This is a genomic window from Streptomyces sp. NBC_00328, assembly GCF_036139655.1.
Lineage (GTDB): Bacteria > Actinomycetota > Actinomycetes > Streptomycetales > Streptomycetaceae > Streptomyces.
Genome location: NZ_CP108013.1, coordinates 3,975,029 through 3,996,838, shown reverse-complemented (window position 1 = coordinate 3,996,838; position 21,810 = coordinate 3,975,029). Strand labels below are relative to the sequence as shown.

Annotated in this window: 21 protein-coding genes and 1 tRNA gene; 10 read left to right on the top strand and 12 right to left on the bottom strand. The window is 73.1% G+C overall.

Annotated elements, in window-relative coordinates; translation table 11 throughout:
- Positions 1–44 precede the first annotated feature (44 nt).
- On the top strand, positions 45–1,586 hold the full coding sequence (locus OG485_RS17465; protein ID WP_328669287.1) for a M6 family metalloprotease domain-containing protein: 1,542 nt from the start codon (positions 45–47) through the stop codon (positions 1,584–1,586).
- 74 nt (positions 1,587–1,660) lie between these two features.
- On the opposite strand, the gene OG485_RS17460 is transcribed toward OG485_RS17465, so the two are convergent.
- From OG485_RS17460 to OG485_RS17430, 7 genes are all read right to left on the bottom strand, one after another.
- Positions 1,661–1,734: transfer RNA gene (locus OG485_RS17460), tRNA-Lys, on the bottom strand.
- Positions 1,725–2,390 (bottom strand): bifunctional DNA primase/polymerase, encoded by a 666-nt coding sequence (locus OG485_RS17455; protein WP_328669286.1) that lies wholly within the window; start codon positions 2,388–2,390, stop codon positions 1,725–1,727. Before OG485_RS17455 ends, OG485_RS17460 begins: the two co-directional genes overlap by 10 nt.
- Positions 2,391–2,603: 213 nt before the next feature.
- The gene (locus OG485_RS17450; protein WP_328452125.1) at positions 2,604–2,981 is read right to left on the bottom strand and encodes a hypothetical protein; all 378 of its coding nucleotides are present in this window, start codon (positions 2,979–2,981) and stop codon (positions 2,604–2,606) included.
- 155 nt (positions 2,982–3,136) lie between these two features.
- The gene (locus OG485_RS17445; RefSeq protein WP_328669285.1) at positions 3,137–4,471 is read right to left on the bottom strand and encodes an AAA family ATPase; all 1,335 of its coding nucleotides are present in this window, start codon (positions 4,469–4,471) and stop codon (positions 3,137–3,139) included.
- Positions 4,468–6,063, bottom strand: a complete 1,596-nt coding sequence (locus tag OG485_RS17440; RefSeq protein WP_328669284.1) for a hypothetical protein — start codon at positions 6,061–6,063, stop codon at positions 4,468–4,470. Before OG485_RS17440 ends, OG485_RS17445 begins: the two co-directional genes overlap by 4 nt.
- Positions 6,054–7,412: a hypothetical protein gene (locus OG485_RS17435; RefSeq protein WP_328674511.1), complete on the bottom strand. Its 1,359-nt coding sequence runs from the start codon at positions 7,410–7,412 to the stop codon at positions 6,054–6,056. The genes OG485_RS17440 and OG485_RS17435 overlap by 10 nt, the downstream gene beginning before the upstream one ends.
- Complete coding sequence (locus OG485_RS17430) at positions 7,363–8,364, bottom strand: phosphatase PAP2 family protein (protein WP_328669283.1); 1,002 nt, start codon at positions 8,362–8,364, stop codon at positions 7,363–7,365. The genes OG485_RS17435 and OG485_RS17430 overlap by 50 nt, the downstream gene beginning before the upstream one ends.
- 255 nt (positions 8,365–8,619) lie before the next feature.
- On the opposite strand from OG485_RS17430, the gene OG485_RS17425 reads away from it, so the two are divergent.
- Positions 8,620–9,216 (top strand): histidine phosphatase family protein, encoded by a 597-nt coding sequence (locus tag OG485_RS17425; RefSeq protein ID WP_328669282.1) that lies wholly within the window; start codon positions 8,620–8,622, stop codon positions 9,214–9,216.
- A gap of 19 nt (positions 9,217–9,235) precedes the next feature.
- On the opposite strand, the gene OG485_RS17420 is transcribed toward OG485_RS17425, so the two are convergent.
- Positions 9,236–10,813 carry a hypothetical protein gene (locus OG485_RS17420; protein ID WP_328669281.1) on the bottom strand — a complete coding sequence of 526 codons (1,578 nt, stop codon included), beginning with the start codon at positions 10,811–10,813 and terminating at the stop codon, positions 9,236–9,238.
- 297 nt (positions 10,814–11,110) lie between these two features.
- Here OG485_RS17420 and OG485_RS17415 point away from each other — a divergent pair, with 297 nt between their 5' ends.
- Both OG485_RS17415 and OG485_RS17410 read left to right on the top strand, forming a co-directional pair.
- Positions 11,111–11,548: a hypothetical protein gene (locus OG485_RS17415; RefSeq protein WP_328669280.1), complete on the top strand. Its 438-nt coding sequence runs from the start codon at positions 11,111–11,113 to the stop codon at positions 11,546–11,548.
- Positions 11,549–11,612: 64 nt separating this feature from the next.
- Positions 11,613–12,512: a spermidine synthase gene (locus OG485_RS17410; protein WP_328669279.1), complete on the top strand. Its 900-nt coding sequence runs from the start codon at positions 11,613–11,615 to the stop codon at positions 12,510–12,512.
- A 58-nt stretch (positions 12,513–12,570) separates the two neighbouring features.
- Here the strand turns inward: OG485_RS17410 and OG485_RS17405 are convergent, their stop codons facing one another.
- Positions 12,571–13,113, bottom strand: coding sequence for a hypothetical protein (locus OG485_RS17405; protein ID WP_328669278.1), 543 nt, complete (start codon positions 13,111–13,113; stop codon positions 12,571–12,573).
- Between the two features lie 155 nt (positions 13,114–13,268).
- Between OG485_RS17405 and OG485_RS17400 the strand changes: the two genes are divergently transcribed.
- The 3 genes from OG485_RS17400 (at position 13,269) to OG485_RS17390 (ending at position 17,524) form a co-directional block, all read left to right on the top strand.
- Entirely contained in the window at positions 13,269–13,973 is a 705-nt protein-coding gene (locus tag OG485_RS17400; RefSeq protein WP_326787583.1) for a response regulator transcription factor, read from the top strand.
- A complete protein-coding gene (locus OG485_RS17395) occupies positions 13,970–15,346 on the top strand; it encodes a HAMP domain-containing sensor histidine kinase (protein WP_328669277.1) in 1,377 nt (458 codons plus the stop codon). Before OG485_RS17400 ends, OG485_RS17395 begins: the two co-directional genes overlap by 4 nt.
- A 693-nt stretch (positions 15,347–16,039) precedes the next feature.
- Entirely contained in the window at positions 16,040–17,524 is a 1,485-nt protein-coding gene (locus OG485_RS17390) for a glycoside hydrolase family 18 protein (RefSeq protein ID WP_328669276.1), read from the top strand.
- 85 nt (positions 17,525–17,609) lie between these two features.
- Here OG485_RS17390 and OG485_RS17385 read toward each other — a convergent pair whose 3' ends face one another.
- Positions 17,610–17,813, bottom strand: coding sequence for a DUF397 domain-containing protein (locus OG485_RS17385; protein ID WP_328669275.1), 204 nt, complete (start codon positions 17,811–17,813; stop codon positions 17,610–17,612).
- Between the two features lie 11 nt (positions 17,814–17,824).
- Positions 17,825–18,100: a Scr1 family TA system antitoxin-like transcriptional regulator gene (locus OG485_RS17380; protein WP_328669274.1), complete on the bottom strand. Its 276-nt coding sequence runs from the start codon at positions 18,098–18,100 to the stop codon at positions 17,825–17,827.
- 6 nt (positions 18,101–18,106) lie between these two features.
- On the opposite strand from OG485_RS17380, the gene OG485_RS17375 reads away from it, so the two are divergent.
- From OG485_RS17375 to OG485_RS17365, 3 genes are all read left to right on the top strand, one after another.
- Positions 18,107–18,406: an ATP-binding protein gene (locus OG485_RS17375; RefSeq protein ID WP_328669273.1), complete on the top strand. Its 300-nt coding sequence runs from the start codon at positions 18,107–18,109 to the stop codon at positions 18,404–18,406.
- Between the two features lie 131 nt (positions 18,407–18,537).
- Positions 18,538–19,476, top strand: coding sequence for an alpha/beta hydrolase (locus OG485_RS17370; RefSeq protein WP_328669272.1), 939 nt, complete (start codon positions 18,538–18,540; stop codon positions 19,474–19,476).
- A gap of 10 nt (positions 19,477–19,486) precedes the next feature.
- On the top strand, positions 19,487–20,230 hold the full coding sequence (locus OG485_RS17365) for a helix-turn-helix transcriptional regulator (protein ID WP_328669271.1): 744 nt from the start codon (positions 19,487–19,489) through the stop codon (positions 20,228–20,230).
- Between the two features lie 96 nt (positions 20,231–20,326).
- Here OG485_RS17365 and OG485_RS17360 read toward each other — a convergent pair whose 3' ends face one another.
- Positions 20,327–21,757, bottom strand: a complete 1,431-nt coding sequence (locus OG485_RS17360) for a GH1 family beta-glucosidase (RefSeq protein ID WP_328669270.1) — start codon at positions 21,755–21,757, stop codon at positions 20,327–20,329.
- Between the last annotated feature and the right edge of the window lie 53 nt (positions 21,758–21,810).

Sequence of the window (21,810 nt, the reverse complement as noted above, 5' to 3'; positions counted from 1 at the left end):
ATCAGGCTGGATGCGGTGGCCCACAACCGTATCCGGAGGTCGACGTGCCGCGTCCGCTCCCCTTGAGGGTTCTCGCTCGCGGGCTCCTGCGTGGTCCCGCCCGCGACGGGGCGCCCCGCTGGCGCAGCACCGCGGCCATGTTCACCTCGATGACCGCGCTCGCGGCGACCTCTCTGGGACCGGGCCACGCGCTCGCCGAACCCCTCGCGTCGCCCTGCGCCCTGACGCGGACGGCGGCGCACCACTCGGAGGGCGCCGACACCTGGAACACCGCCTATGTGCGCCCCACCCGCCCCCTCGACGCCGTGATGGTCTTCCTGTCCTTCCCGGACTCCACCCCGCACACCACGCCCGCCGAGCTGACGGGCGACTACTTCCCGGCCACCAGCCGCTTCTTCGAGCAGGCCTCGTACGGAAAGTTCACGGTCCGGCCGCATCCCCGGCGCGCCTGGATCCAGATGCCGCACGCCTCCACCTCGTACGCCATACAGCGCGACTGGAACGCCGGTGACCGTGCCGCCTATCTGCGTGACGCCCTCGCGGTGGCCGACCCGCGGGTCGACTTCTCGCGCTACGACGTCGTCTACTTCATCGCGGACCCGGACGCTCCCGGCGTCGACTCGGACGCCACGAAGGTCGTCAACCTGGACACGCCTCTGCGCGCGGACGGCAAGGACATCCGGCGCGTCGTCACGGTCTTCGAGAAGCACCCGCCGGACCGTCTCGTCCTCGCGCACGAGACCGGCCATGTCTTCGATCTGCCCGACCTCTACCACCGCCCCACCGACGGCAAGGGCGACTGGGACACCTATGTGGGCGACTGGGACCTCATGGGCAGCCAGTTCGGCCTCGCCCCCGACCTCTTCGGCTGGCACAAGTGGCGGCTGGGGTGGCTGGAACCGCACCAGGTGGCGTGCGTACTGGGCTCCGGCACCACCCGGCTGACGCTGGAGCCGCTGGAGGCCGGACCCGCGCACTCCACGGTCGGTTCGGCCGGCGCGAGCGCCCGGGAAGCCGCCGGCGCCGGGGTGCTGGCGACCGGCCCGGCCGCGTCGACGGCGAGTGGTGCGGCTGCGTCGAGCGGGGCGAGTGGGAAGGCCGGTACGAGCGGGGCGGGGGTCGCGTGGCAGGGGCCGCGGGTGCCCTCGGGCGGGCTGCGGACATCCGTGCGCGGTCCGGGCGCGGCGCCGGGCGCGTCCGCGGACGCGGTGGGTGTGGCGGCGCCCCCCGGATCGCGGACCGTCGGCGTCGGCCGGGGCACCAAGCTGGCGGTGGTTCCGACGGGCCCGGACAGCGCGATCGCCTTCGAGGCCAGGGGGCCGGCGGGCAACGACAGGTCGACGTGCGAGCGGGGCGTCCTCGTCTACCGGGTCCGCAGCCGGACCGAGTCGGGCAGCGGCCCCATCCAGGTCCTCGACGCGCACCCCGGCTCCGAGTCCTGCTGGGAGGACTCGGTGTACCCGCCGCTCGCGGACGCCCCGGTGCGCCTCGGGGAGAGCTTCGAGGTGCCGGGCGCGAACGTCCGGGTCCAGGTGGAGGACCGGAGCGCCTCAGGGGCCTGGACGGTGCGGATCACAACCGGCTGAGCGGGCTCCGCGACCGCGGAAACGACGAGAGCGGGACGCTCGCGTTTCCGCGAAACATCCCGCTCTCGTTGGCGTGCGCCGCCAGGGACTCGAACCCCGGACCCGCTGATTAAGAGTCAGCTGCTCTAACCAACTGAGCTAGCGGCGCCTGCTGACGTCGTAGACCTTAGCATCCTGATCGGCACGAGGAAAAATCGATATCCGTACCGCCGCCGACGCCGCCGCGCGGGCCGCCCGCACGGCCGCCCAGAGCAGGATCTCGGGGCCGGGGAGCCAGGGCCGCCGGGTGTCGGGGGCGACCAGCCAGCGGGAATCGGTCCGGACGGCCCCCGGTCCCTCCCTCCCGGGGGTCAGCGGGGGCACGGTGACCGCGTCCCCCGTGCCGTGGCAGAGCAGCGGTGGGACCTCCCGGCATCGCCCCGCCCGGCCGCCCGGCTTCGCGCCCCACTCCTCCCACTCCATGAGCGAGGGGAGCCGCTGGGCGGTGCCGGGCGCGGCGAACAGCAGGATCCGTCCGCGGTGCGCCGCCACCGGGCCCGAGCCCGGCCCCTCGTCCCAGAGCCGGTCGAGCATCCGCCGCCCGAACAGGGCCGAGGCGCTGACGACGTCGAACGCGCTGCCGCAGAGCAGGACGACCGGGGCGTCGGGCCGTTCGCGCCACAGAGCGAGCGTGCTGCGCGGATACGCTCCGGCGGAGGCGAGCCAGGCGGCGCCCTCGGCCGTGACACCGGAGACGTCCAGCCCTTCGGACGACCTCGTTCCGGGGCTGTGCGGGCTGCTGCTCGGCGGGTTCCGTGTGCTCATGTCGCATACATCTACCGGCGGTGAGCGTCCCGTCCCGGAGGGTTGCCCGAAACCGGGACAGGCAGGGGTGAGGTGGAGTATCTTGCCCGGCTGGCATATGCCAGGGAGGGGTGACCGACCCACTCTGACGGGGTTGTCCGACCGTCCTGATCCCGACCGCCCGGGTTCCGACCGCCCGGGTCCCGGGCGTCCTGGTCGTCCCGGGTGTCCGCGTCAGAGCGGGTCGGTCACCCCGTGACCGTGTCCGTTGCCCTCCGTGCCCCGCAGCAGGTCCTGGCCGAACTCGACCATCTTCTTCGCGTAGTCCTCGGTCCATTCGGCCCGCTCGGCGATCGAGGCGGTGGTCAGCCGGTCGAAACGGCGCGGATCGGCGAGCTGCGCGGCGGCGATGGCCTGGAACTCGACGGCCCGGTCGGCGGCGGCGCGAAACGCGTGCGCCAGCTCCGTGGACCGGTCCAGCAGCGCGCGCGGATCGTCGATCGACTCCAGGTCGAAGAAATGCTCCGGATCCCCGGCGGCTTCCGCGGGCTCGAAGAGCAGGGGCGCGGGGCGTAGCCGCGGTTCGTTCCGACGCGGCGTGGGCTCCGCCATGTCTTCTCCTCCTCGTACGGTTCGGGGCCCCTCTCGGCAAAGGGCCACCGTCCATTGTCTCGCGCCCGCGCAAGTGGGCCCGCGGGGTCGAGAACCCCCCGCGGGATTCGGACCTCGCCGGCTCGTGGGGCCGTCGGAGCGGGCCGCCCGCCGGCTCAGGGCCGCCAGGTCACCCGGTGTTCCGCCAGATGCGACAGCACCGAATGATTGGCCTCCCAGCCATCCGGAAACTTCACGGTCACCCCCAGCTGTACGGGCTCGGTCGACGGGTGGTCGTCCAGCAACTCCGTGATTCCTTCCCGGCAGATCACGATGCACGCGTGCCGGTGCCGGGAAGCGAGTACGCACAGACGTCCGGTCTCCAGGTGGAAGGCCGTGGCGTCGGGCCGTCCCGACAGCGGGTGCAGGACGACCGTGACGTCGAACTCCCGTCCCTGGAGCCGGTTCGCCGTGTCCACGGTGACGTCCGTGACGCCGAGACCGCTCAGCGCCGCCCGTACGGCCGCGGCCTGGTCGCGGTGCGCCGTGCCGACGGCGATCCGGTCGGCCGTCAGGGGCACCGGATCCTCCGCCCGCTCCGACGCGGCCGCTCCGCCCCGGTCGAGCAGCCGCCGTACGACCCCGGCCACCGCGTGGACCGCCTCCGGGTCCGTGCGCGGAGTGTGCCGGGCCGGCAGCTCCAGCAGTCCCCAACCGGACTCGGCCGCCTCGTCGATGACCCGGTCGGTGCCCGAACCGTCCGACGGGACGGCGAAGTTCAGCCGCCGGTCGCCGTGACCGGTGCCGCTGCGGAACGGCGTGTACGGGTAGAAGGCGGCCGACACCAGGGGCGCGGCCGACGCGGGCAGCCGCCAGGACACCGGCAGCCGGTGCTGCGGCAACTGCGGATTGTGCGCGAGCAGTGTGGACACCGCGGACGCGGACGGGTCGTAGGACAGTCCCGCCCACTGCTCCGAGCCGACGATCGCGAACGGGTCCAACTGCCCCGGGTCGCCCACGAACAGCGCCCGCTCGAAGAGCCCGGCGACCGCGAGGAGCGCGTCCGAGCGCATCTGGTACGCCTCGTCGACGATCGCGTGCCGCCAGGGCTCGACGCCCTTGACGTGGGCCCATTTCGCGGCGGTCGAGACGACGACGTCCAGGCCCGCCAGGTCGGCCGCCTTCGCGGACTTGCGGACCTGGTCCAGGCCGTCGAGCGCCTTGTCGTACGGGTCGGAGTCGCTGCTGTGCAGCCGGCCCACGGGCAGGTCCGGTGCCTTCTCCGCGAGCCGCAGCACCAGATCGTCGACCTGGGCGTTCGTCTGCGCGATGACCATCAACGGGCGCCCGGCGGCAGCCAGTTCGAGAGCGGCACGGACGACGAGGGTCGACTTGCCGGCGCCCGGCGGGGAATCGACCACGACTCCGCGGTCGGTGCCGTGCAGGGTGTCGCGCAGGATCGCGTCGGTGGCGCGGGCGGCCTCGGCGCCCGGGTCGAAGACGGCGGTCAAAGGACGTCCTCCTCGGTCACCGGGTCCGGCAGCGGCAGCGCGTCGGGCTCACCCGGCGGCCCTCCGTGCGTCCACGGCGTCTCCTCCGGGTCGGGCAGCTTGGCACCGCCGCGCTGCTCGTGCTCGAAGAGCGTGAAGCAGACGGCATCCCCCTTCTCCGGCACGGACCCGGCCTCCGGTTCCTTGCCGCGCCCCATCTTGTCGACGATCCGCAGCACCACGGCCGCACCCTCGTCGTCGTACCCCACGAACTCCGCGGCCTGCGGCTTCCCGCCGAGCGAGCGGTACACCCTGGCCCGTTCCCCCAGGTGCGGGCGGTCGTCCGTGCGGACGGTCACCAGCGGGCGGGGGCTCGGCCGCTTGCCCTCGCTGTACGCCGTCACGACCTCGGTGACCTCTCCGGCGAAGGCCTCTCCGGCGAGCCGCCGGCCGGCCATGACCAGCGGGTCGTCGAGAGCCTCCTGCGCCTCCAGCCGGGCCTGCTCCCGCTCCCGCGTGGCCAGCTTGTTCGCGGCGGTGACCGCGTCGTCGCGGCGCGGCTGCGGCGGCTCGCCCGCCACCACCCGGTCGCGGTGTCCGGTGAACGACCAGCGGTCACGGGTCCACCGGTCGGCGGCGTGCGCCCCCTTCGGCAGCGTCCGCAGCAGGTCGAGACCGTGCCAGACCGCGTCCCAGGTGGGCCGGGTGACGCTCTCGACCAGGTCGCGGATCTTCCGCTCGGCCGCGGTGAGTTCACCGAGCCGGTCGTCCGCCTCGATGCCGTCCTCGGCGGCGGCCAGCGCCGTACGCGCGCGGTCGTAGCGTTCGATCGCGGGGGCCAGCAGCTCGTTGTCGAAGGCGGGGTCGGTGGCCGGTCCGGCGGGCGGGCAGACGAGCTGACCGCGCGCGTCCCGCTGGAGCTCGGCCCGCACCGCCGCCTGGGCGCCCGGCTCGCCGTCCGGCGGATCGAGCCAGGCGAGCAGCGCGCCCAGATGCTGGTCCTCCAGGCTGCTCTGGCCGGTGGCCCAGTGCCGGGACAGCACGTCGGTGAGGGCGAGGAGCAGGGCGGAGCCGGGCACCCGGGCGCGCTCCCCGAAGTGGGTCAGCCAGCGCCCGAACAGCGGCACCCGGGGAGGCGCCGGATGCGGAGTCTCGGGATCCTGCTCGGCCGTGCGGCGAAAGCGGGTGGAGCGCCCGAGGAGGCGGACGAACTCGATGCCGGCCCGGCCCGGCACGATCAGCTGCGGAGCGTCCGCGCACAGCTCGACCTCGACCTTGACGCGCTTGCCGGTCTCCGGGTCGGTCTCGCTGCGCTCGGCGGCCTCGACGACGTCCGCGAACGAGTCGATGTAGGGCAGGACGACGTCCGCGAGTTCGGCGAGGAAGGCGAAACGCAGGTCGCGGTCGCGCGGCTGCGGCACGACCAGCAGCCGGGGCGCGTCCCGGTCCGTGCCGACCAGCGCGCCGAGCGGGGCTCCCGCCTCGCCCGCGGTGGTGAGCGGCACGAACACCAGCGGCCGTTCGACGAGATGGCGGTGGAGGACGGTGGCGGCGGGCTGCGCCAGGCCGCTCTCGACGGCCTCCAGCCGGGCGAGGGCGGTGATCAGCGACATGCGCCCGCCTCCCGGCCGCCAGCGACGCCGGGGGCGGCGGCTTCGGGTGCGCCCGCACCGGTGGGCACGGGCGCTTCGTGTGCTTCGGCCCTGGGCGCGCCGGTCTCCGGGGCCGGGGAGCCGGGTGCGGGCACGGTGTGTACCTCGGAGAGGCCGTCGGCCGAGCCCCTCCGGCCTGCCGCGAGGTCTTGCGGCAGGCCGGACCGGGCCTCCCCGGCTCGGGCAGGGGTCCGCGCGGCCGTTCCGCGCAGGGCCTCCGCCCGCAGCAGCGCCGCCCTCCTGAGGGCCGCGACGGCGGGGTCCTCGGGGTCGCCCGCCTTCCCGCGCGCCGCGGCCAGGACGTCCGGGACGGTCGTCAGAGCACCGAGCTCCGCGCGCAGCGAGCGGCCGAGCGAGGTCACCGCGCCCTCGGCCCGCGAGCGGGCCCGGCAGTGGAAGGCCAGCTCGCAGGCGGACAGGCACTCGGGGGCGTACGTGGCGGGGACCGCCTCGACGGCCGTGATCAGTTCCTCGGCGGGAAGGCCGGGGGAGAAGCAGGTGCCCTCGGGGAGGGCGGCCGCGATGTCCTCGACGCGGGTGAGCCGGGCGAGCTGGCGGCGGGTGACCGCGCGCTGCTTGCGCACGTCGACGGCCGAGGCGGCCGGGAGGTTGGAGAAGTCCTTCGGGCAGACCAGCAGGACACGGTGGTGGACCCCGGGAGCGGGGTCGAGGCCGGCCGCGACCTCCTCCAGGGCCAGGACGTACACCGCGGACTGCCGGGCGGCGGCGCCCACCTTGGCGGGGTCGGCCGAGCCGTCGAGCATCGGGAACGACTTGATCTCGACGACCGTCCAGTCCCCGTCGGGATGCACGACCACGGCGTCCGGCTCCAGGAAGGCCGGGGAGCCCGCCACGTCCAGGGCGAGCATGGGGTGGTCGAGCAGGGTCCAGGCGCCGGTCCCGGTGGCCTCGCGCAACGCCCGTGCCGTGCGTTCCGTGCGTCCCTCGGGGCCGATCGCGCTCAGGTCGGGCACGGCACCGGCGCCGGGCGGCGCGGCCCCGGGGTCCAGCTTCTCGTGCACCAGCCGCAGCAGCTCGGCGCCGCCGTCGGCCTTGACCCGCGCCTCGAACGCGTTGCCCCGCATGAAGGCGAACTGCGACATCCCGAACGCGGACGGCGCGCCGAGCGCACCGGCCAGCTTCGCCTTGTCGACGCCCACACCGTCCAGCAGTGCGCGCCGGTCGCACCCGGGGTTGGCGGCGAGCGCCGCGAGGGCCCGCGCGTCCAGCGCCTTCGGCGCGATGTCCGGACCGCGCAGCTCAGCGAGCTGCTGTCGCAGTGCTGTCGCCCGCGTCCGTGGCGGCGGAATCCGGCTCGGCTCCCGGCCCGGGGCGGGGCTCGCGCTGTCGGGGAATTCGTTCACCCGGGGAAGTCTGGCACCCCGCACTGACAATCGCGGAACCCTCGCCCCCCGAGGCACCCTTGCCCCACGGGACGACGACGTTCAGCAGCGTCCGCACACGGTCCGCCGCCCGCATCACGAACGGGGTCAGCAGCAGGCCGGCACCCATCACGGCGACGCCCGCGACGGCGTCCAGGAAGTAGTGGTTGGCCGTGCCCATCACGACGATCGTGGTGAACAGCGGATAGATGACGGCGGCGGCCTTGGCCACGGGAGTACGGCCGTGACGCCACAGCATCACCCCGCACCACAGCGCCCAGCCCACGTGCAGGCTCGGCATCGCCGCGTACTGGTTCGTCATCCCGCCCATGCCGCGTGGCGCGCTCGCCTCGCCGCCCCACCAGCCGTAATCGCTGTACTGGGCCATCGTGTCGACGAAGCCGTGCTCGGGCGACAGCAGCCGGGGCGGGCAGGTCGGCAGCAGGGTGAAGCCGATCAGGCCGATGAACGTGGAGGTCCAGAGCCAGGTGCGGGCCGCGCGGTAGCGCACGGACCGGGAGCGGAAGAGCCATATCAGGATCGCCGGCGTCACCACGTAGTGCAGCGACGCGTACCCGAAGTCGGCGGGCACACCGAGCCAGGACTCCCGCGTGAACAGCCGGTTCAGCGGATGTTCGGCGTTGAGGTGGAGGGCCTTCTCGATGCGCAGGATCTCCAGGCCGTGGTCTGTCGCGCCGGAGGTGTTGCCCCGGGCGAGCAGCCGGCCCGCGGTGTACGCCGCGTACACGAGCAGGATCAGCGGGACCTCGGTCCACCAGCGCAGACGGGCCTGCGACGCGGCGGACGCGCGCAGGGCGTCCCACCGGCCCGACCGGGCGCGCGGTGCCGCTTCGGTACGCGGTGCATCGGTCGGCGGCATCCGATCGCCCTCCCCCAACTGTTCGTGCTTGTTCGTTCGCGGTGACCCGGTCCGTGGCCACCCGGGGATTTTACGGTGTGCGCGAATGCCCCGAAGGGGCGCCCCGGATGTCGCTCCGGATGTCAAAGACGCGGAGATCGCCCTCAGGGTTGCCCGGAGCGGACGTGAGCGATGATGGAGTGACCCACTCCTCAGTCGTCCACGGGTGAGCCGACCGTCTCGTCCGTGCCGCCCGTCACGGAAAGGCTCCTCGTCATGGCACCGCGCATCCTGCTGGCCCGGCACGGACAGACCGAATGGTCGCTGTCCGGAAAGCACACCGGCAGGACCGACATCCCTCTCCTGGAGGAGGGGCGGCGCGGAGCCAAGCTGCTGGGCGAGCGGTTCCACCGGTCACCGTTCGACTCACTGCCCGCCGCCGAGGTGCGGACCAGCCCGCTCTCGCGAGCGAGCGAGACGTGCGAACTCGCCGGCTTCGGAGAGCGGGCGACGGCCTGGGACGCGCTCATGGAGTGGGACTACGGCGCCTACGAGGGCATGACCCCGGCCGAGATACAGGACATCCGCCCCGGCTGGTTCATCTGGCGTGACGGGGTTCCCGAGGGGGAGACCCTGGAGCAGGTCACCGCGCGCGCGGACGAGGTCGTCTCGTGGGCCCGCTCCGAGGACCGCGATGTGCTGATCTTCGCCCACGGCCACATCCTGCGTTCCCTGGGCGCCCGCTGGCTGGGCCTTCCGCTGGACTTCGCGGCCCGTATCCGCCTCAACCCGACCTCTTTGTCGGTGCTCGGCTGGGCCTACGGGGAACCCGCGATCGAGGTGTGGAACGACTGCGGGCACCTGAGCGCCTGACCGGAGCCCCCGGCCGTCCTCACGCCGTGCGGGGCAGGCTCGCGTGCCGGTCGAGGAACGCCGAGACTCCCGAGGCCCGGCGGTGCGGCAGCAGCACGCGGGCCGTTGCCGCCAGCATGGTCTGGATGCGGGAGGACTGGACCTCGTTCAGCAGGTCCAGGACGCGCAGACCGGCGACGGCGGCCTCGTCGGGGCGGCCGCCGCGGGCGAGGTCGTCGGCGAGTTCGGCGGTGTAGAGGGCGATGTTGCGGGTGAAGTGCGGGTCCTGCAGGTGGGCGGCGCGGCGTGCGTGGCGGGCGGCCCGGGGCCAGTCGCCCAGGGTCGACCAGCACTGCGCCTCGAGTCCTTCCAGCTCGGCCTCTCCGTAGAAGGTCATCCACTCGGGGTCGGTCTCCGAGGGGCCGCGTCCGTAGAGGGCCTGTGCGCGGGCCATCGCCTGCTCGCATCCCCGGCGGTCGGCCAGTCCGGCCCAGCCGCCCGCCTCGCGCAGCGCGAGCAGGGAGAGCAGCCGGGGGGATCCGAGGGTACGCGCGGCGCGCTGGGCGGCCTGGGCCGCGCGTACGGCCTCGCGCGGGCGTCCCGCGTCGCGGGCGAGGAACGCCGTGTTGCAGAAGGCGTGGGCCTCCAGGCCCGCGTCGCCCGCCATCCGGGCGGTCGCGAGGGCTTCCGCGTAGTGCGAGCGCGCGTCGTCGAAGCGCCCGGAGTCGTGTGCCAGCCAGCCCACCGAGATGGCCAGTTCGCCGGCTCCGGAGTACAGCCGGTCGGCGGTCGTCTGCCGGGTGGTGCCCGCGTCGAGCAGTTCGTAGGCCGTGCGCAGGGGTGCCGCCGCGCGCCGGTAGAGCCCGTCGGCCCCGTGTCTGTCGTCGAGCAGCCGGATCCTGCGGACGGCCTCTTCGAGGGCTCCCGCCTCGGACGTACCGGCCCGGTGGACGCGTCGTTCGGCGGCCGATGCGCTGCCGCCGAAGGGTCCCAGTGAGGCCGCCGCCACGGTGGCGGTGCCTCCGGTCATGAATGCGCGACGCTGCACGTCGCTCTCCTCGTGGTTCTGATCGCGTTTGTCGTACGGGTCGTACGGATCGCACAAGTGGTGCGGGTCGTACGGATCGTGCGGGCTGTACGGATCGTGCGGGCTGTCCGTGTGGTGCGCGGTGCGCGGGCCGTACGGAGCCGGGACGTGGAGCGGACCCGACGTCTCATACGTCTCGTGCACCCCGTCCGTCTCATCCTCGTGCGAGGTGTGCGGGGCGTGCGGGGCGTGCGGGAGGTTCGTGGAGTGCGTGAGAGGCGGCTCGGTGTCGCGCGCCCCACGTCCGCGTACCCATGAGCGGGGCGTGAAACCGAGGTCCGTCAGCGTGCGGCCGGGAAACATGTGCAGGAACACCCGCTCGTACGCGTAGTTGGGACAGCGGATCTCTCCCGCCTCGACGCGCCCGATGTAGCGCGCGTCGCAGCTGACCCGCTCGCCGATCTCGCGTGCGGCCCTCCGTACCAGCGCGGCGAACTCGCCCGGGGAGCGCTGGCCGCGCAGCCTCCGGAAGGCGAGATTCGGCCGTGGTGGCCGGGGGGACGGGGACGAGGTCACCGATGACGACGCCATGGCCGGGCCCTCTCTTGCGAACCGTGAACCACGCCGGAACCGAGGCTGACTTGACCGGGTTGTGCCCGGTAGGTGCCTGCTTCCGGCGGGGCAAGAACGTACCTGCTGTGACAACGCCGCCACGCTGGGTTTGGCTACAAAACGGATATCTCATCCACGATCTGCCATGAACTGCCATCCTTTGTGGCGGAGTTTCGCCGTAGCCGTTGACGTCCTGGCGCGTTGAACCGGGTGGACCGGGAGCCGCCCGAACTCCCGACCCACTCGTCATGAGGAGGGGTTCCGTTGGAGGCCGGGATGCAGATCACGCAGAGCATCGAGTTCCGTACGCCGCCGTCGACCGCACAGCACAGGCCGTCCCCGGAGCACGGCGTCCCGCCGGGGCCGGCCGCCGAGTGCGACCTGGTGACCGTTCCGGCCCGCCAGGGACTGGAAGCGGTCGACATCCTGCGCCGGGGCGCGGCCGACCTCGTGGGGCCCGTCCTGCACGACGGCGGCCGCGACACCCTCGGCTTCCTGGTGCCGCCCGGCACCGCCGACGCCTGGGACGTGCCCGGCAGCACCTGTACGCAGACCGACGGCCGGGGCCTGCGGCCGGCCCCCGAGCCTCCGGTCGAGGGCTCGGACTGGCTGCTCCCGCCCGGTGACGCGGACCTCGCGACCGATCCGGCGGTGCTGCGGGCCGCGCTGGGCGAGGCCGCGCGGCTGATCGAGGCGGCCGACGGCTGCCGGTGAGCGGGCGCGCACCCCGGTGACCGGTCGCTGAGCCGACCCGCCCCCGCGCCCCGATAATGGCCAGATGGCAAGGGCGAGGAAACAGCGGGCGGACGACGGCCGTGACACCGGACGGGGCGGACGGCGCGGGCCGGCCGAGGCGGTCGTCGAGGCCGTCGACGGCGGGCTCGCCGAGCTGCTGCCCGACCGCGACCGGGCCCGCGGCTGGACCCTGCTCATCGACGGCGCCCCGCAGTCCCACGTCGACCTCGACGATCCCGCGTACCTGAGCTTCGAGTACCAGCGCCGCCTCGGCCATGTCATCGACCTCGTCGCCCCGCCCGGCAGGCCCGTGCAGGTCGTCCACCTCGGCGGCGGCGCCCTCAGCCTGGCCCGCTACACCGCCGCCACGCGTCCCCGGTCCACCCAGCAGGTCGTCGAGCGCGACGCGGCCCTCGTCCAACTGGTGCGCCGTGAACTGCCACTGGACCCGAACGCCCGGATCAGGGTGCGTTCCGTGGACGCGCGGGAAGGTCTCGCCAAGGTGCCCGACGGCTGGGCGGACCTGGTCATCGCCGATGTCTTCAGCGGTGCGCGCACCCCGGCCCACCTGACGTCCGCCGAGTTCGTCACGGAGGTCCGCCGGGCCGTGAAGGACTCCGGGGTCTACGCCGCGAACCTCGCCGACGGACCCCCGCTCGCGCACCTCCGCGGCCAGATCGCCACCGTCGCCTCCGTCTTCCCCGAGCTCGCCCTGGTCGCCGACCCGACGGTGCTGCGCGGCAAACGCTTCGGGAACGCCGTCCTCGTCGCCTCCGGCCTGCCCCTGCCCATCGCCGAACTGACCCGCCGCGCCGCCTCCGACCCGCATCCCGCCCGGGTCGAACACGGCAGGGAGCTCCTGGACTTCACGGGCGGCGCGGCACCGGTCACGGACGCGGTGGCGGTCGCCTCACCGGCACCGCCGCCGTCCGTGTTCCGCTGACCCGGCGTCAGCGCGCCCCGGCGGGCCGCCCGGACGCCCGCCCGCCGCACGCGTCGGTTCAGTACGTCCCGATGTCCACGTGCGGAGGCCCGTCGTGCCAGTCGCAGAACACCGACACCCGGTCGGCGCCGGAGGTGAACTCCACGCGGATATAGGTGTCGAACTTCCACACCTGCATCGACCAGCCGGTGTTCGGCGTCGCGGACACCAGCGTCCCGTAGGTGGCGGCGATGTCGAAGACCACCCGGCCGCCGTCGGAGTCGTAGCTCCTGACCTGTCCGGAGGAGGTCGGGGAGGCCGTCGAGGCAGGGGCGGCAGAAGATGGACTGCCGTTCTCCGGCGCGGACTTCGAGGGTGCCGCGCTCGGCCTCGGGCTCGTGGACGGCCTGCTCGGCGCGCTCCGGGACGGCTCGGCCCGCTGGGTCGAGGACGCCGGCGGTCTCGTCTCCCGCGTCGTCGCGCCGGCCGCCGTGATGGGCAGGGCCCGCGGCGGGTCGTAGGCCGTCCCCGTCATGACGGTGTGGACACCCCACCACGACAGCGTGACCGCCGCGCCCGTGGCGAGCGACCACGCGAGTACGTGTACGAGTCCTCTGCGCATCGCGGCCATACTGCACCACGAGCACCACGGGTGTCTCCCGGCCCTGCCAAGATCCGGAATGTCCCGGGGAACGGTCCGGGATTGTCCACAAGTGCCGCACGAGGGTTGTCCACAGGCTCCGGACGGCCGCGCCCGGATGGCGTACGGTGCCGCCCATGGCAAGTGTGCTCGTCGTCGAGGACGATCAGTTCGTACGCTCGGCGCTCATCCGGCATCTGACCGAGGCCGCGCACATCGTGCGCAGCGTCGGCACCGCCCTGGAGGCGCTGCGCGAGGTCGCCCATTTCTCCTTCGACGTCGTGATCCTCGATCTCGGACTGCCCGATCTGGACGGGTCCGAGGCACTGAAGATGCTGCGCGGGATCACCGACGTCCCGGTGATCATCGCCACCGCGCGGGACGACGAGACGGAGATCGTCCGGCTTCTGAACGCCGGTGCGGACGACTATCTGACCAAGCCGTTCTCGGTCGAGCACCTGTCCGCGCGGATGGCGGCGGTGCTGCGCCGTTCGCGCACCACCGTGGGCGAGGCCCCCGTGTCGACGGTCATCCGCGTCGGCGGGCTCGCCATCGACCCGCTGCGCCGCCAGGCGGAACTGGAAGGCGTACGACTCGACCTGACCCGGCGCGAGTTCGACCTGCTCGCCTTCCTGGCCGGCCGCCCCGGTGTCGTCGTGCCGCGCAAGGAACTGCTCGCCGAGGTGTGGCAGCAGGCCTACGGCGACGACCAGACCATAGACGTCCATCTCTCGTGGCTGCGCCGGAAACTGGGGGAGACGGCGGCACGCCCGCGCTATCTGCACACCCTGCGGGGCGTCGGCGTGAAGCTGGAGCCGCCGAGAGCGGAGCGTCCGCTGTGAGGTGGGCACTGGTCAAGGTGTGCGTGGCGGTGACGACGATGGTCGTCGTCGCCTTCGCGGTCCCGCTCGGCCTGGTGATCAAGGAGATGGCGCGCGACCGGGCGTTCTCGAACGCCGAGCGGCAGGCCGCCGCCATCGCGCCCGCGCTCTCCATCACGACCGAGCGGGACGAGCTGGAGCGCGTCGTCGCCTCCGCCGGATCGGACGCGCAGATGGCCGTGCACATCCCCGCCGCCGACGGCAAGCCGGCCGTCGAGATCGGCGATCGGCGCGCGGTCGCCAAGGACATCGTCATGACCCGGCGGCTGGGCCGGGCCTCCACCGCGGAGGTGCCCGGCGGCTCCGCGCTGCTCCAGCCCGTCGCGCTCAGCTCCGGCGAGATCGCGGTCATCGAGGTGTACGTCCCCGAGGCCGAGGTCAGCAACGGCGTCGGCACGGCCTGGGCGGTCCTCGCCGCGGTCGGAGCCGCCCTCATCGTCGGCTCGGTCGCGGTCGCCGACCGGCTGGGCGTGCGGATGGTGCAGCCCGCGCAGCGCCTCGCCGAGAGCGCGCACGAGCTGGGCGAGGGGAAACTGGGCTCCCGCGTGCCCGAGGAAGGGCCGACCGAACTGCGGCAGGCCGCCGTCGCCTTCAACTCCATGGCCGACCAGGTCGTCCAACTGCTCGCCAACGAAAGAGAACTCGCCGCCGACCTCTCGCACCGCCTGCGTACCCCGCTGACCGTGCTCCGGCTCAACACCGCCTCGCTCGGCGACGGGCCGGCCGCCGAGCAGACCCGGGCCGCCGTCGAGCAACTGGAGCGCGAGGTCGACACGATCATCAGGACGGCCCGGGAGGCCAAGCCGCAGACCGCGGCGATCGGCGCCGGAGCCGGGTGCGACGCGTCCGAGGTCGTCCGAGAGCGCATGGACTTCTGGTCGGCGCTCGCCGAGGACGAGGGACGCAAGGTGCGGGTGGCCGGCGTGGACCGGCCGTGCCGCATACCCGTGGCCCGCGCCGATCTCGCCGCCGCGCTCGACGCCCTCCTCGGCAACGTCTTCCGGCACACCCCCGAGGGCACGGCCTTCGCGGTCGACGTGCACAACGCGGAGGACGCCGTGATCGTGCTGGTGTCGGACGCGGGCGCCGGAATCGTGGATCCGGAGGCGGCGATGGCCCGCGGACGGGGCTCGGGCAACGACGGGTCGACGGGCCTCGGCCTCGACATCGTGCGGCGGCTCGCGGAGTCGACGGGCGGGGACGTACGGATCGGTTCCTCCGTGCTGGGCGGAACCGAGGTGCGCATCTGGATCCAGCTCGACGGCAGGGCGCCGGTCCGCAGCGGACACCGAGGCAGCGTACGGCGCCGAAGGCGCGGCGTGGGCGTGCGCTGACACGCCATGGGCGACCTGGTGTTCCGACTGGGCCCGCGGTACCCGCCGAGCCGGGCTCGCCCGTCGCGCTGAGCCGAGTCGCGGGTTGCGCCGCGCGGGCCCTCGCCCCTGCGTCGAGTGGGCCCGCGGTACCCGCCGAGCCGGGCTCGCCCGTCGCGCTGAGCCGAGTCGCGGGTTGCGCCGCGCGGGCCCTCGCCCCTGCGTTGAGAGGGCCGGCGGCACGTGCCGCCCCGCGCGGCCCCGCACCCTGTGCTTCCCCAGCCCGCGGCCTGCGCCGAGTGGGCCCCGTGCCCTGTGCTTCCCGGGCTCGTGGCCTGCGCCGAGCGGAATCCGTGCCCTGAGCTGAGTAGGCCCGCCGCCTGCGCCGAGCGGAATCCGTGCCCTGAGCTGAGTAGGCCCGCCGCATGCGCCGAGTGGGATCCGCGTCCTGCGCCGAGCACGCCCGCGGACCTGCGCCGAGCACGCCCGCGGACCTGCGCCGAGCAGGCACCCGGCACGTGCCAAACCGCCCACAGTGGTCTCGACCTTTAACGCCTCCCGATGCCTTCCTTAAGCGGACCCTAAGATCCTCAACCGCCGTCCGGAACAATCGGTTTGACCGATTCCGGATCGCTAGCGTGATGCCCGCACCCCCTGGGACGACCCCCCCCAGCGACCCCCCCCCCCGTGATTCCGCGAAGGCAGGCACACGCGATGAGCAGCACGCACCGGCGCAAGGTCAGTGGCAGGAACAAGGCGATAGGCGGCATCGTCGCGGCGGCCGTGGCCGGCGGTGGCGCCCTCGTGTTCACCGGCATCGCGAACGCGTCGAGCGTCGGCGCCGCCTACACCAGGACCAGCGAGTGGTCCACGGGGTACACCGCGCAGTACGTCGTCTCCAACGACACGGGCCAGCGGAAGCCCGACTGGAAGCTGGAGTTCGACCTGCCCTCGGGCTCCAAGCTCAGCTCGCTGTGGGACGCGACGTCGTCGGTGAGCGGGCAGCACGTCACCGTGACACCGCCGTCCTGGGACAAGGACGGTCTGGCGGCCGGCGAGTCCGTCACCGTCGGCTTCGTCGTGAACGGCACCGCGAACCCGACGGGCTGTGTCATCGACGGCACCAAGTGCTCGGTGGACGGAGCGACGCCCGAACCGAGCGGCCGCCCCACGCAGACCGCGACCTCCACGGCCGCGCCCACCCCGACCGCGAGCGCGACGCAGACCGCGACCCCGAAGCCGACGGCCACCGCCACTGCCACGGCCACTCCGTCCCCCACCCAGAGCTCGGGCGGCGGCACCACGACGACGGCGGGCTTCGCGCCCTACGTCGACACCTCTCTCTTCCCGGCCTTCGACCTGCTCAAGGCGGCCGACGCCACCGGAGTGAAGAACTACAACCTCGCGTTCGTCACCGACGGCGGCGGCTGTACGCCGAAGTGGGGCGGCGTGAGCGACCTCGCCAGTGACGCGGTGGCGGCGCAGATCGGCGCGCTGCGCGCCAAGGGCGGCGACGTCCGGGTCTCCTTCGGCGGGGCCTCCGGCTCGGAGCTGGCCACCACCTGCTCCTCGGCCGACGCGCTGGCGGCCGCGTACGGCAAGGCCGTGGACGCGTACAAGCTCACGAAGGTCGACTTCGACGTCGAGGGCGGCGCGCTGCCCAACACGGCCGCGAACTCCAACCGCGCGAAGGCCATCGCCAAGCTCCAGCAGCAGCACCCGGGCCTGGACGTCTCCTTCACCCTGCCGGTCCTGCCCCAGGGCCTCACCCAGGACGGCGTCAACCTGCTCTCCGACGCCAAGTCCAACGGCGTGAAGATCAACACCGTGAACATCATGGCGATGGACTACGGCCCCGCGTTCAGCGGTGACATGGGCGACCTCGCCCAGCAGGCCGCCACGGCCACGCAGGCGCAGATCAAGAGCGTCCTCGGCCTCTCCGACAGTGCCGCGTGGAAGACGGTCGCCATCACCCCGATGATCGGCGTCAACGACGTGGCCTCGGAGATCTTCAAGGTCGACGACGCCTCGCAGCTCGTGACCTTCGCGCAGTCCAAGGGCATCGGCTGGCTCTCGATGTGGTCCGCCTCCCGTGACAAGCAGTGCGCCGGCGGTGCCAAGAACACCGCGGACGCGGTCTGCAGCTCCATCGTCCAGAGCGACGGCGCCTTCTCCAAGGCGTTCGCCGCGCTGAAGTAACCCAACCAGCCACTGCGAAACGGGGGTTGCGAGCCCCGGCCGGACTTCTCCACCCCCCACCCGGCCGGGGCGTCGTAGTCGTTTCTCACCGGCTCCGAGACGGCCCCCAGGAGTCGTTCTTGAGCACGAGGAGCAGGCTCGCCAGCGCGCGGGGCGTCGAGGTGGCGATGTCGCCGGGCCGGTCGCTCTCCCGGAGGCGGATGCGACCGGTCGCGGTCGCCGCCAGCTCTACGCACTCGCCCTCGCCACCACCGCTGAACGACGACTTCTGCCAGGAGAGTCGGGGCATCTCGGTTCCTCTCAGAGGGCGTACATGACGTGTTGCAGCAGGCTCAGCGAGTCTCGCGACGCGTGGCTTTCCGGGGCCGACTCCGGGTCGACCGGAGCGAGGGCCAACTCGATGGCGAAGCTGCGGCTGTACGCGGAGTACCCGCCGCCCGTGAACGGGAAGACCTGCACGGTCACGTTGGGCAGTCGGGAGACCTCGATCAAACGGAGGAGCTGGCGCCGCATGACCTGTGGGCCACCGACCTGGGCGTGCAACGCGGCTTCGTGGATGACCGCTCGGTACGTCACCGCATTATGGCGGTGCTGCTGACCTCCGAGGCGGTCACCAACGCCGTCAACGCGTGTACCGGGCGGGGCTGTTCGGCCCCGGTCACGCTGTACGCCGGCTGGGCCGGCCCATGTCGCCTGCGTGTCCTCGTCCACGACGAGGCCCCCGGCCGTCCCGACTGCCGTACCCCCGGCCCCGACGAGGAGGGAGGCCGGGGGATACAGCTGATCTCCAGGGGCGCCGACGCCTGGGGCGTGTGCGGGCACGGGCCGGGGCGGGGCAAGGCGACCTGGTTCGAGCTGGGGCGGTCGGATCTGCGCGGGTGACCGTCCGGGTGCGATGCGCGCCGATGCGGACGGCAGTGCCGGGCGGGGTAGGCGATGCGACAGGGCTGTGACGCGGCTCACCAGGAAAAGGTGACAGGACGTTGTCGCGGACGGCTGCGACTGTCGACAGCATGACGATCACAGACGAGGACTGCCTCGCCGAGACCCTGGAGTTCAACGAGAGCTTCGCCGCCACCGCGGCGAGCCGCCCAGCGCGCGAAGGGGTGCCGGACGCGGCCCTGCTCGCCGCCCTGCGGCGCAACCGGCTGGCCGGCGACGCGCCACCGGTGAGACTGCCACAGGGCCGGGACCGCGTCATCGCGGGCGGGGTGAAAGCCCGCGTGTTCGTACCCGACCACGTCGACGGCGTCTATCTGCACATACACGGAGGCGGCTGGGCGTTCGGCTCCGCGGACGGGCAGGACGAGAGGCTGTGGCGGCTCGCCGAGCAGGCGCGGCTGGCCGTGGTCAGCGTGGAGTACCGCCTCGCGCCGGAACACCCGTTCCCGGCCGGGCCCGACGACTGCGAAGCGGCCGCCCGATGGCTGGTGGACCACGCCGCAGCCGAGTTCGGCACTCAACGGCTCCTGATCGGTGGCGAGTCGGCCGGTGCCCACCTGAGCGTCGTGACCCTGCTGCGCCTTCGCGACCGGCACGGCATCACCGGCGCGTTCCGGGCGGCCCACCTGCTGTTCGGCCCCTACGACCTGTCGATGACACCGAGCCAGCGACTGTTCGGATCGAAGCGGCTGCTGAGCAACACCGACGCGCTGCGCGGCAGCTATGACCTGTTCACACCGGCCATGGGGACGGAACAGCGCCGCGATCCCGAGGTCTCACCGCTGTTCGCCGACCTGGCCGGCCTGCCACCCGCCCGGATCGTCGTCGGCACCGAGGATCCGCTCCTGGACGACTCGCTGTTCCTGGCTCAACGCTGGCAGGCGGCAGGCGCGGCTGTGCGGCTCGGTGTCGTCGCCGGCGCGATGCACGGCTTCACCCTGTTCCCCCTGACCATCACCGAGCGGGAACTGCGGCGCGAGCGGGACTTCCTGTCCACCGCGGGACTGTAGCGTCGGCCGCGTGAACCGCACCACTAGGCTCTACGCGCTGGTAGAGGAGTTGCGCGCGGCGGCACCGCGGCCGCTGACGGTCGCCGCGCTCGCCGCGCGATTCGAGGTGAACACCCGCACGGTGCAGCGTGACCTCCAGGCGCTGATGGAGGCCGGTGTCCCGGTGCGCGCCACACCCGGGCGAGGCGGTGGCTGGTCGGTCGACCCGGAGATGACCCTGCCCCCGATCCGGTTCACCGCCGCCGAGGCCTCGGCACTGGCCGTCGCGCTCGCCGCGGCGGACGCCTCCGCCCCGTACGCCGGTGCGACCCGCACGGCGGCCCAGAAGATCGCGGCCTCGATGACCGGCCCCGCCTCGGTGGCGGCACAGGAACTCGCCGCACGGATCGTCACGCTGCCCTCCCCGGCCGACTCCACGGTCCGAGCCGCGGTTGAGCAGGCGCTCACCACGAACTCGGTCCTGCGGCTGTCCTACGTCGACGCGGCAGGACGCGAAAGCGACCGCGTGGTGGAGCCGGCCGGACTGCTGACCGCCGACGGCCGGTGGTACCTCATCGCCTGGTGCCGCACGCGGCAGGCCGGCCGGGGTTTCCGGCTCGACCGCATCACAGCGGCGGCTACGACCGATGAGCGGGCGCAGCCCCATGATCTGACCCGACTTCTGCTCGGCTCGGCCGCGGTCGGCGCGGTGCGGCCCACCGCGCTGGCTTCACTCACGCCCCCGCCCAGGAAACGGAAGGCACCGCCTCGGTGAAGCTTCCTGTCACAGAGAACGTGCCGGGGCGCGGCACCCCCCTCGGGTGTCGCGCCCCGTGTTCCCCCGTGTCCCCCGTGTCCTTCGGGCGCCGGCCTACTCGGCGGGCGTCACCGGGGCCAGTGTTCCCGTGCGGGCCGCCTGGCTGTACCAGTGGGCGCTCGTCTTCGGGGTGCGGACCTGGGTCGCGTAGTCCACGTAGACGGCGCCGAAGCGCTTCTCGTAGCCGTAGGCCCACTCGAAGTTGTCCATCAGGGACCACAGGTAGTAGCCGCGGACATCCGCCCCGTCGGCGATCGCGCGGTGCACGGCGGACAGGTGGCCGTGAAGGTAGGCGACGCGCTCGGGGTCGTGGACGCGGCCGTCCGGGTCCGGCTTGTCGTCGTAGGCCGCGCCGTTCTCCGTGATGTACAGGGGCAGCCCCGGAGCCTCACGGGTGTACCGCATGATCAGGTCGTGCAGTCCCTGCGGTTCGATCGTCCAGCCCATCTCCGTGCGCTCGCCCGGGGTCTGGTGGAACGTGACGTCGTCCGCGCCCGGCCAGGGGGAGTGCGCGCTGGAGCCGTGGCCGTCCGCACGCGGACCGTCGGTGGAAACGGCGGAGGCCGAAACCAGCGTCGGGGTGTAGTAGTTGAGGCCGAGGGCGTCCAGCGGCTGGTGGATCAGCGCGAGGTCGCCGTCCTGGACGTGCGACCAGTCGGTGATCGACCGGGTCGCCGTGATCAGGGTCTCCGGGTAGGCGCCGTGCAGCATCGGGCCGTGGAAGACGCCGTTGGCCAGGTCGTCGATGCGCTGGACCGCGGCCAGGTCGGCCGGGTCCTGCGAAAGGGGCCGGATCGGGCAGGAGTTGAGGCTCACCGCGACCGAGTTGCGGGACGGCATGACGGAGCGGAGCGCCGACGTGCCGAGCCCGTGCGCGAGGTTCAGGTGGTGAGCCGCGCGCAGCGCCGCCGCCGGGTCCGTCCGGCCGGGGGCGTGCACACCGGAGCCGTAGCCCAGGAAGGCGCTGCACCAGGGCTCGTTCAGCGTGATCCACTGCTCGACGCGGTCACCCAGCGCCTCGCCCACGATCTGCGCGTACTCCGCGAAGCGCAGCGCCGTCTCGCGCTCGGGCCAGCCGCCCGCGTCCTCCAGCTCCTGCGGCAGGTCCCAGTGGTAGAGGGTGACGGCCGGCTTGATGCCGTGCGACAGCAGCTCGTCGACCAGACGCCGGTAGAAGTCCAGGCCGCGCTGGACGGCGGGGCCCCGGCCGGTGGGCTGCACCCGCGACCAGGAGACGGAGAAGCGGTACGCGCCCAGTCCGAGGTCCGCCATCATCGCCACGTCGTCGCGGTAGCGGTGGTAGTGGTCGACAGCGATGTCACCGTGCTCGCCGCCGGCCGTCTTGCCAGGTGTATGGCTGAAGGTGTCCCAGATCGACGGCGTTCGGCCGTCTTCCCGCACCGCACCCTCGATCTGGTAGGCGGAGGTCGCCGCGCCCCAGAGGAAGGCCGGAGGAAAAGTCACGGACGTTGCGGGCTCAGGCATGGAAGCGCTCCCAAGGAGGTCGTGAAGACCGACAGGTTGGAGGTGGGGAAGTA

Coding starts and splice junctions, on each gene's coding strand:
- OG485_RS17455 (WP_328669286.1), bottom strand. CDS start 2,390: ATGAGCACACGGAACCCGCCGAGCAGCAGCCCGCACAGCCCCGGAACG.
- OG485_RS17450 (WP_328452125.1), bottom strand. CDS start 2,981: ATGGCGGAGCCCACGCCGCGTCGGAACGAACCGCGGCTACGCCCCGCG.
- OG485_RS17440 (WP_328669284.1), bottom strand. CDS start 6,063: ATGTCGCTGATCACCGCCCTCGCCCGGCTGGAGGCCGTCGAGAGCGGC.
- OG485_RS17430 (WP_328669283.1), bottom strand. CDS start 8,364: ATGCCGCCGACCGATGCACCGCGTACCGAAGCGGCACCGCGCGCCCGG.
- OG485_RS17425 (WP_328669282.1), top strand. CDS start 8,620: ATGGCACCGCGCATCCTGCTGGCCCGGCACGGACAGACCGAATGGTCG.
- OG485_RS17420 (WP_328669281.1), bottom strand. CDS start 10,813: ATGGCGTCGTCATCGGTGACCTCGTCCCCGTCCCCCCGGCCACCACGG.
- OG485_RS17415 (WP_328669280.1), top strand. CDS start 11,111: ATGCAGATCACGCAGAGCATCGAGTTCCGTACGCCGCCGTCGACCGCA.
- OG485_RS17410 (WP_328669279.1), top strand. CDS start 11,613: ATGGCAAGGGCGAGGAAACAGCGGGCGGACGACGGCCGTGACACCGGA.
- OG485_RS17405 (WP_328669278.1), bottom strand. CDS start 13,113: ATGCGCAGAGGACTCGTACACGTACTCGCGTGGTCGCTCGCCACGGGC.
- OG485_RS17400 (WP_326787583.1), top strand. CDS start 13,269: ATGGCAAGTGTGCTCGTCGTCGAGGACGATCAGTTCGTACGCTCGGCG.
- OG485_RS17390 (WP_328669276.1), top strand. CDS start 16,040: ATGAGCAGCACGCACCGGCGCAAGGTCAGTGGCAGGAACAAGGCGATA.
- OG485_RS17385 (WP_328669275.1), bottom strand. CDS start 17,813: ATGCCCCGACTCTCCTGGCAGAAGTCGTCGTTCAGCGGTGGTGGCGAG.
- OG485_RS17375 (WP_328669273.1), top strand. CDS start 18,107: ATGGCGGTGCTGCTGACCTCCGAGGCGGTCACCAACGCCGTCAACGCG.
- OG485_RS17370 (WP_328669272.1), top strand. CDS start 18,538: ATGACGATCACAGACGAGGACTGCCTCGCCGAGACCCTGGAGTTCAAC.
- OG485_RS17360 (WP_328669270.1), bottom strand. CDS start 21,757: ATGCCTGAGCCCGCAACGTCCGTGACTTTTCCTCCGGCCTTCCTCTGG.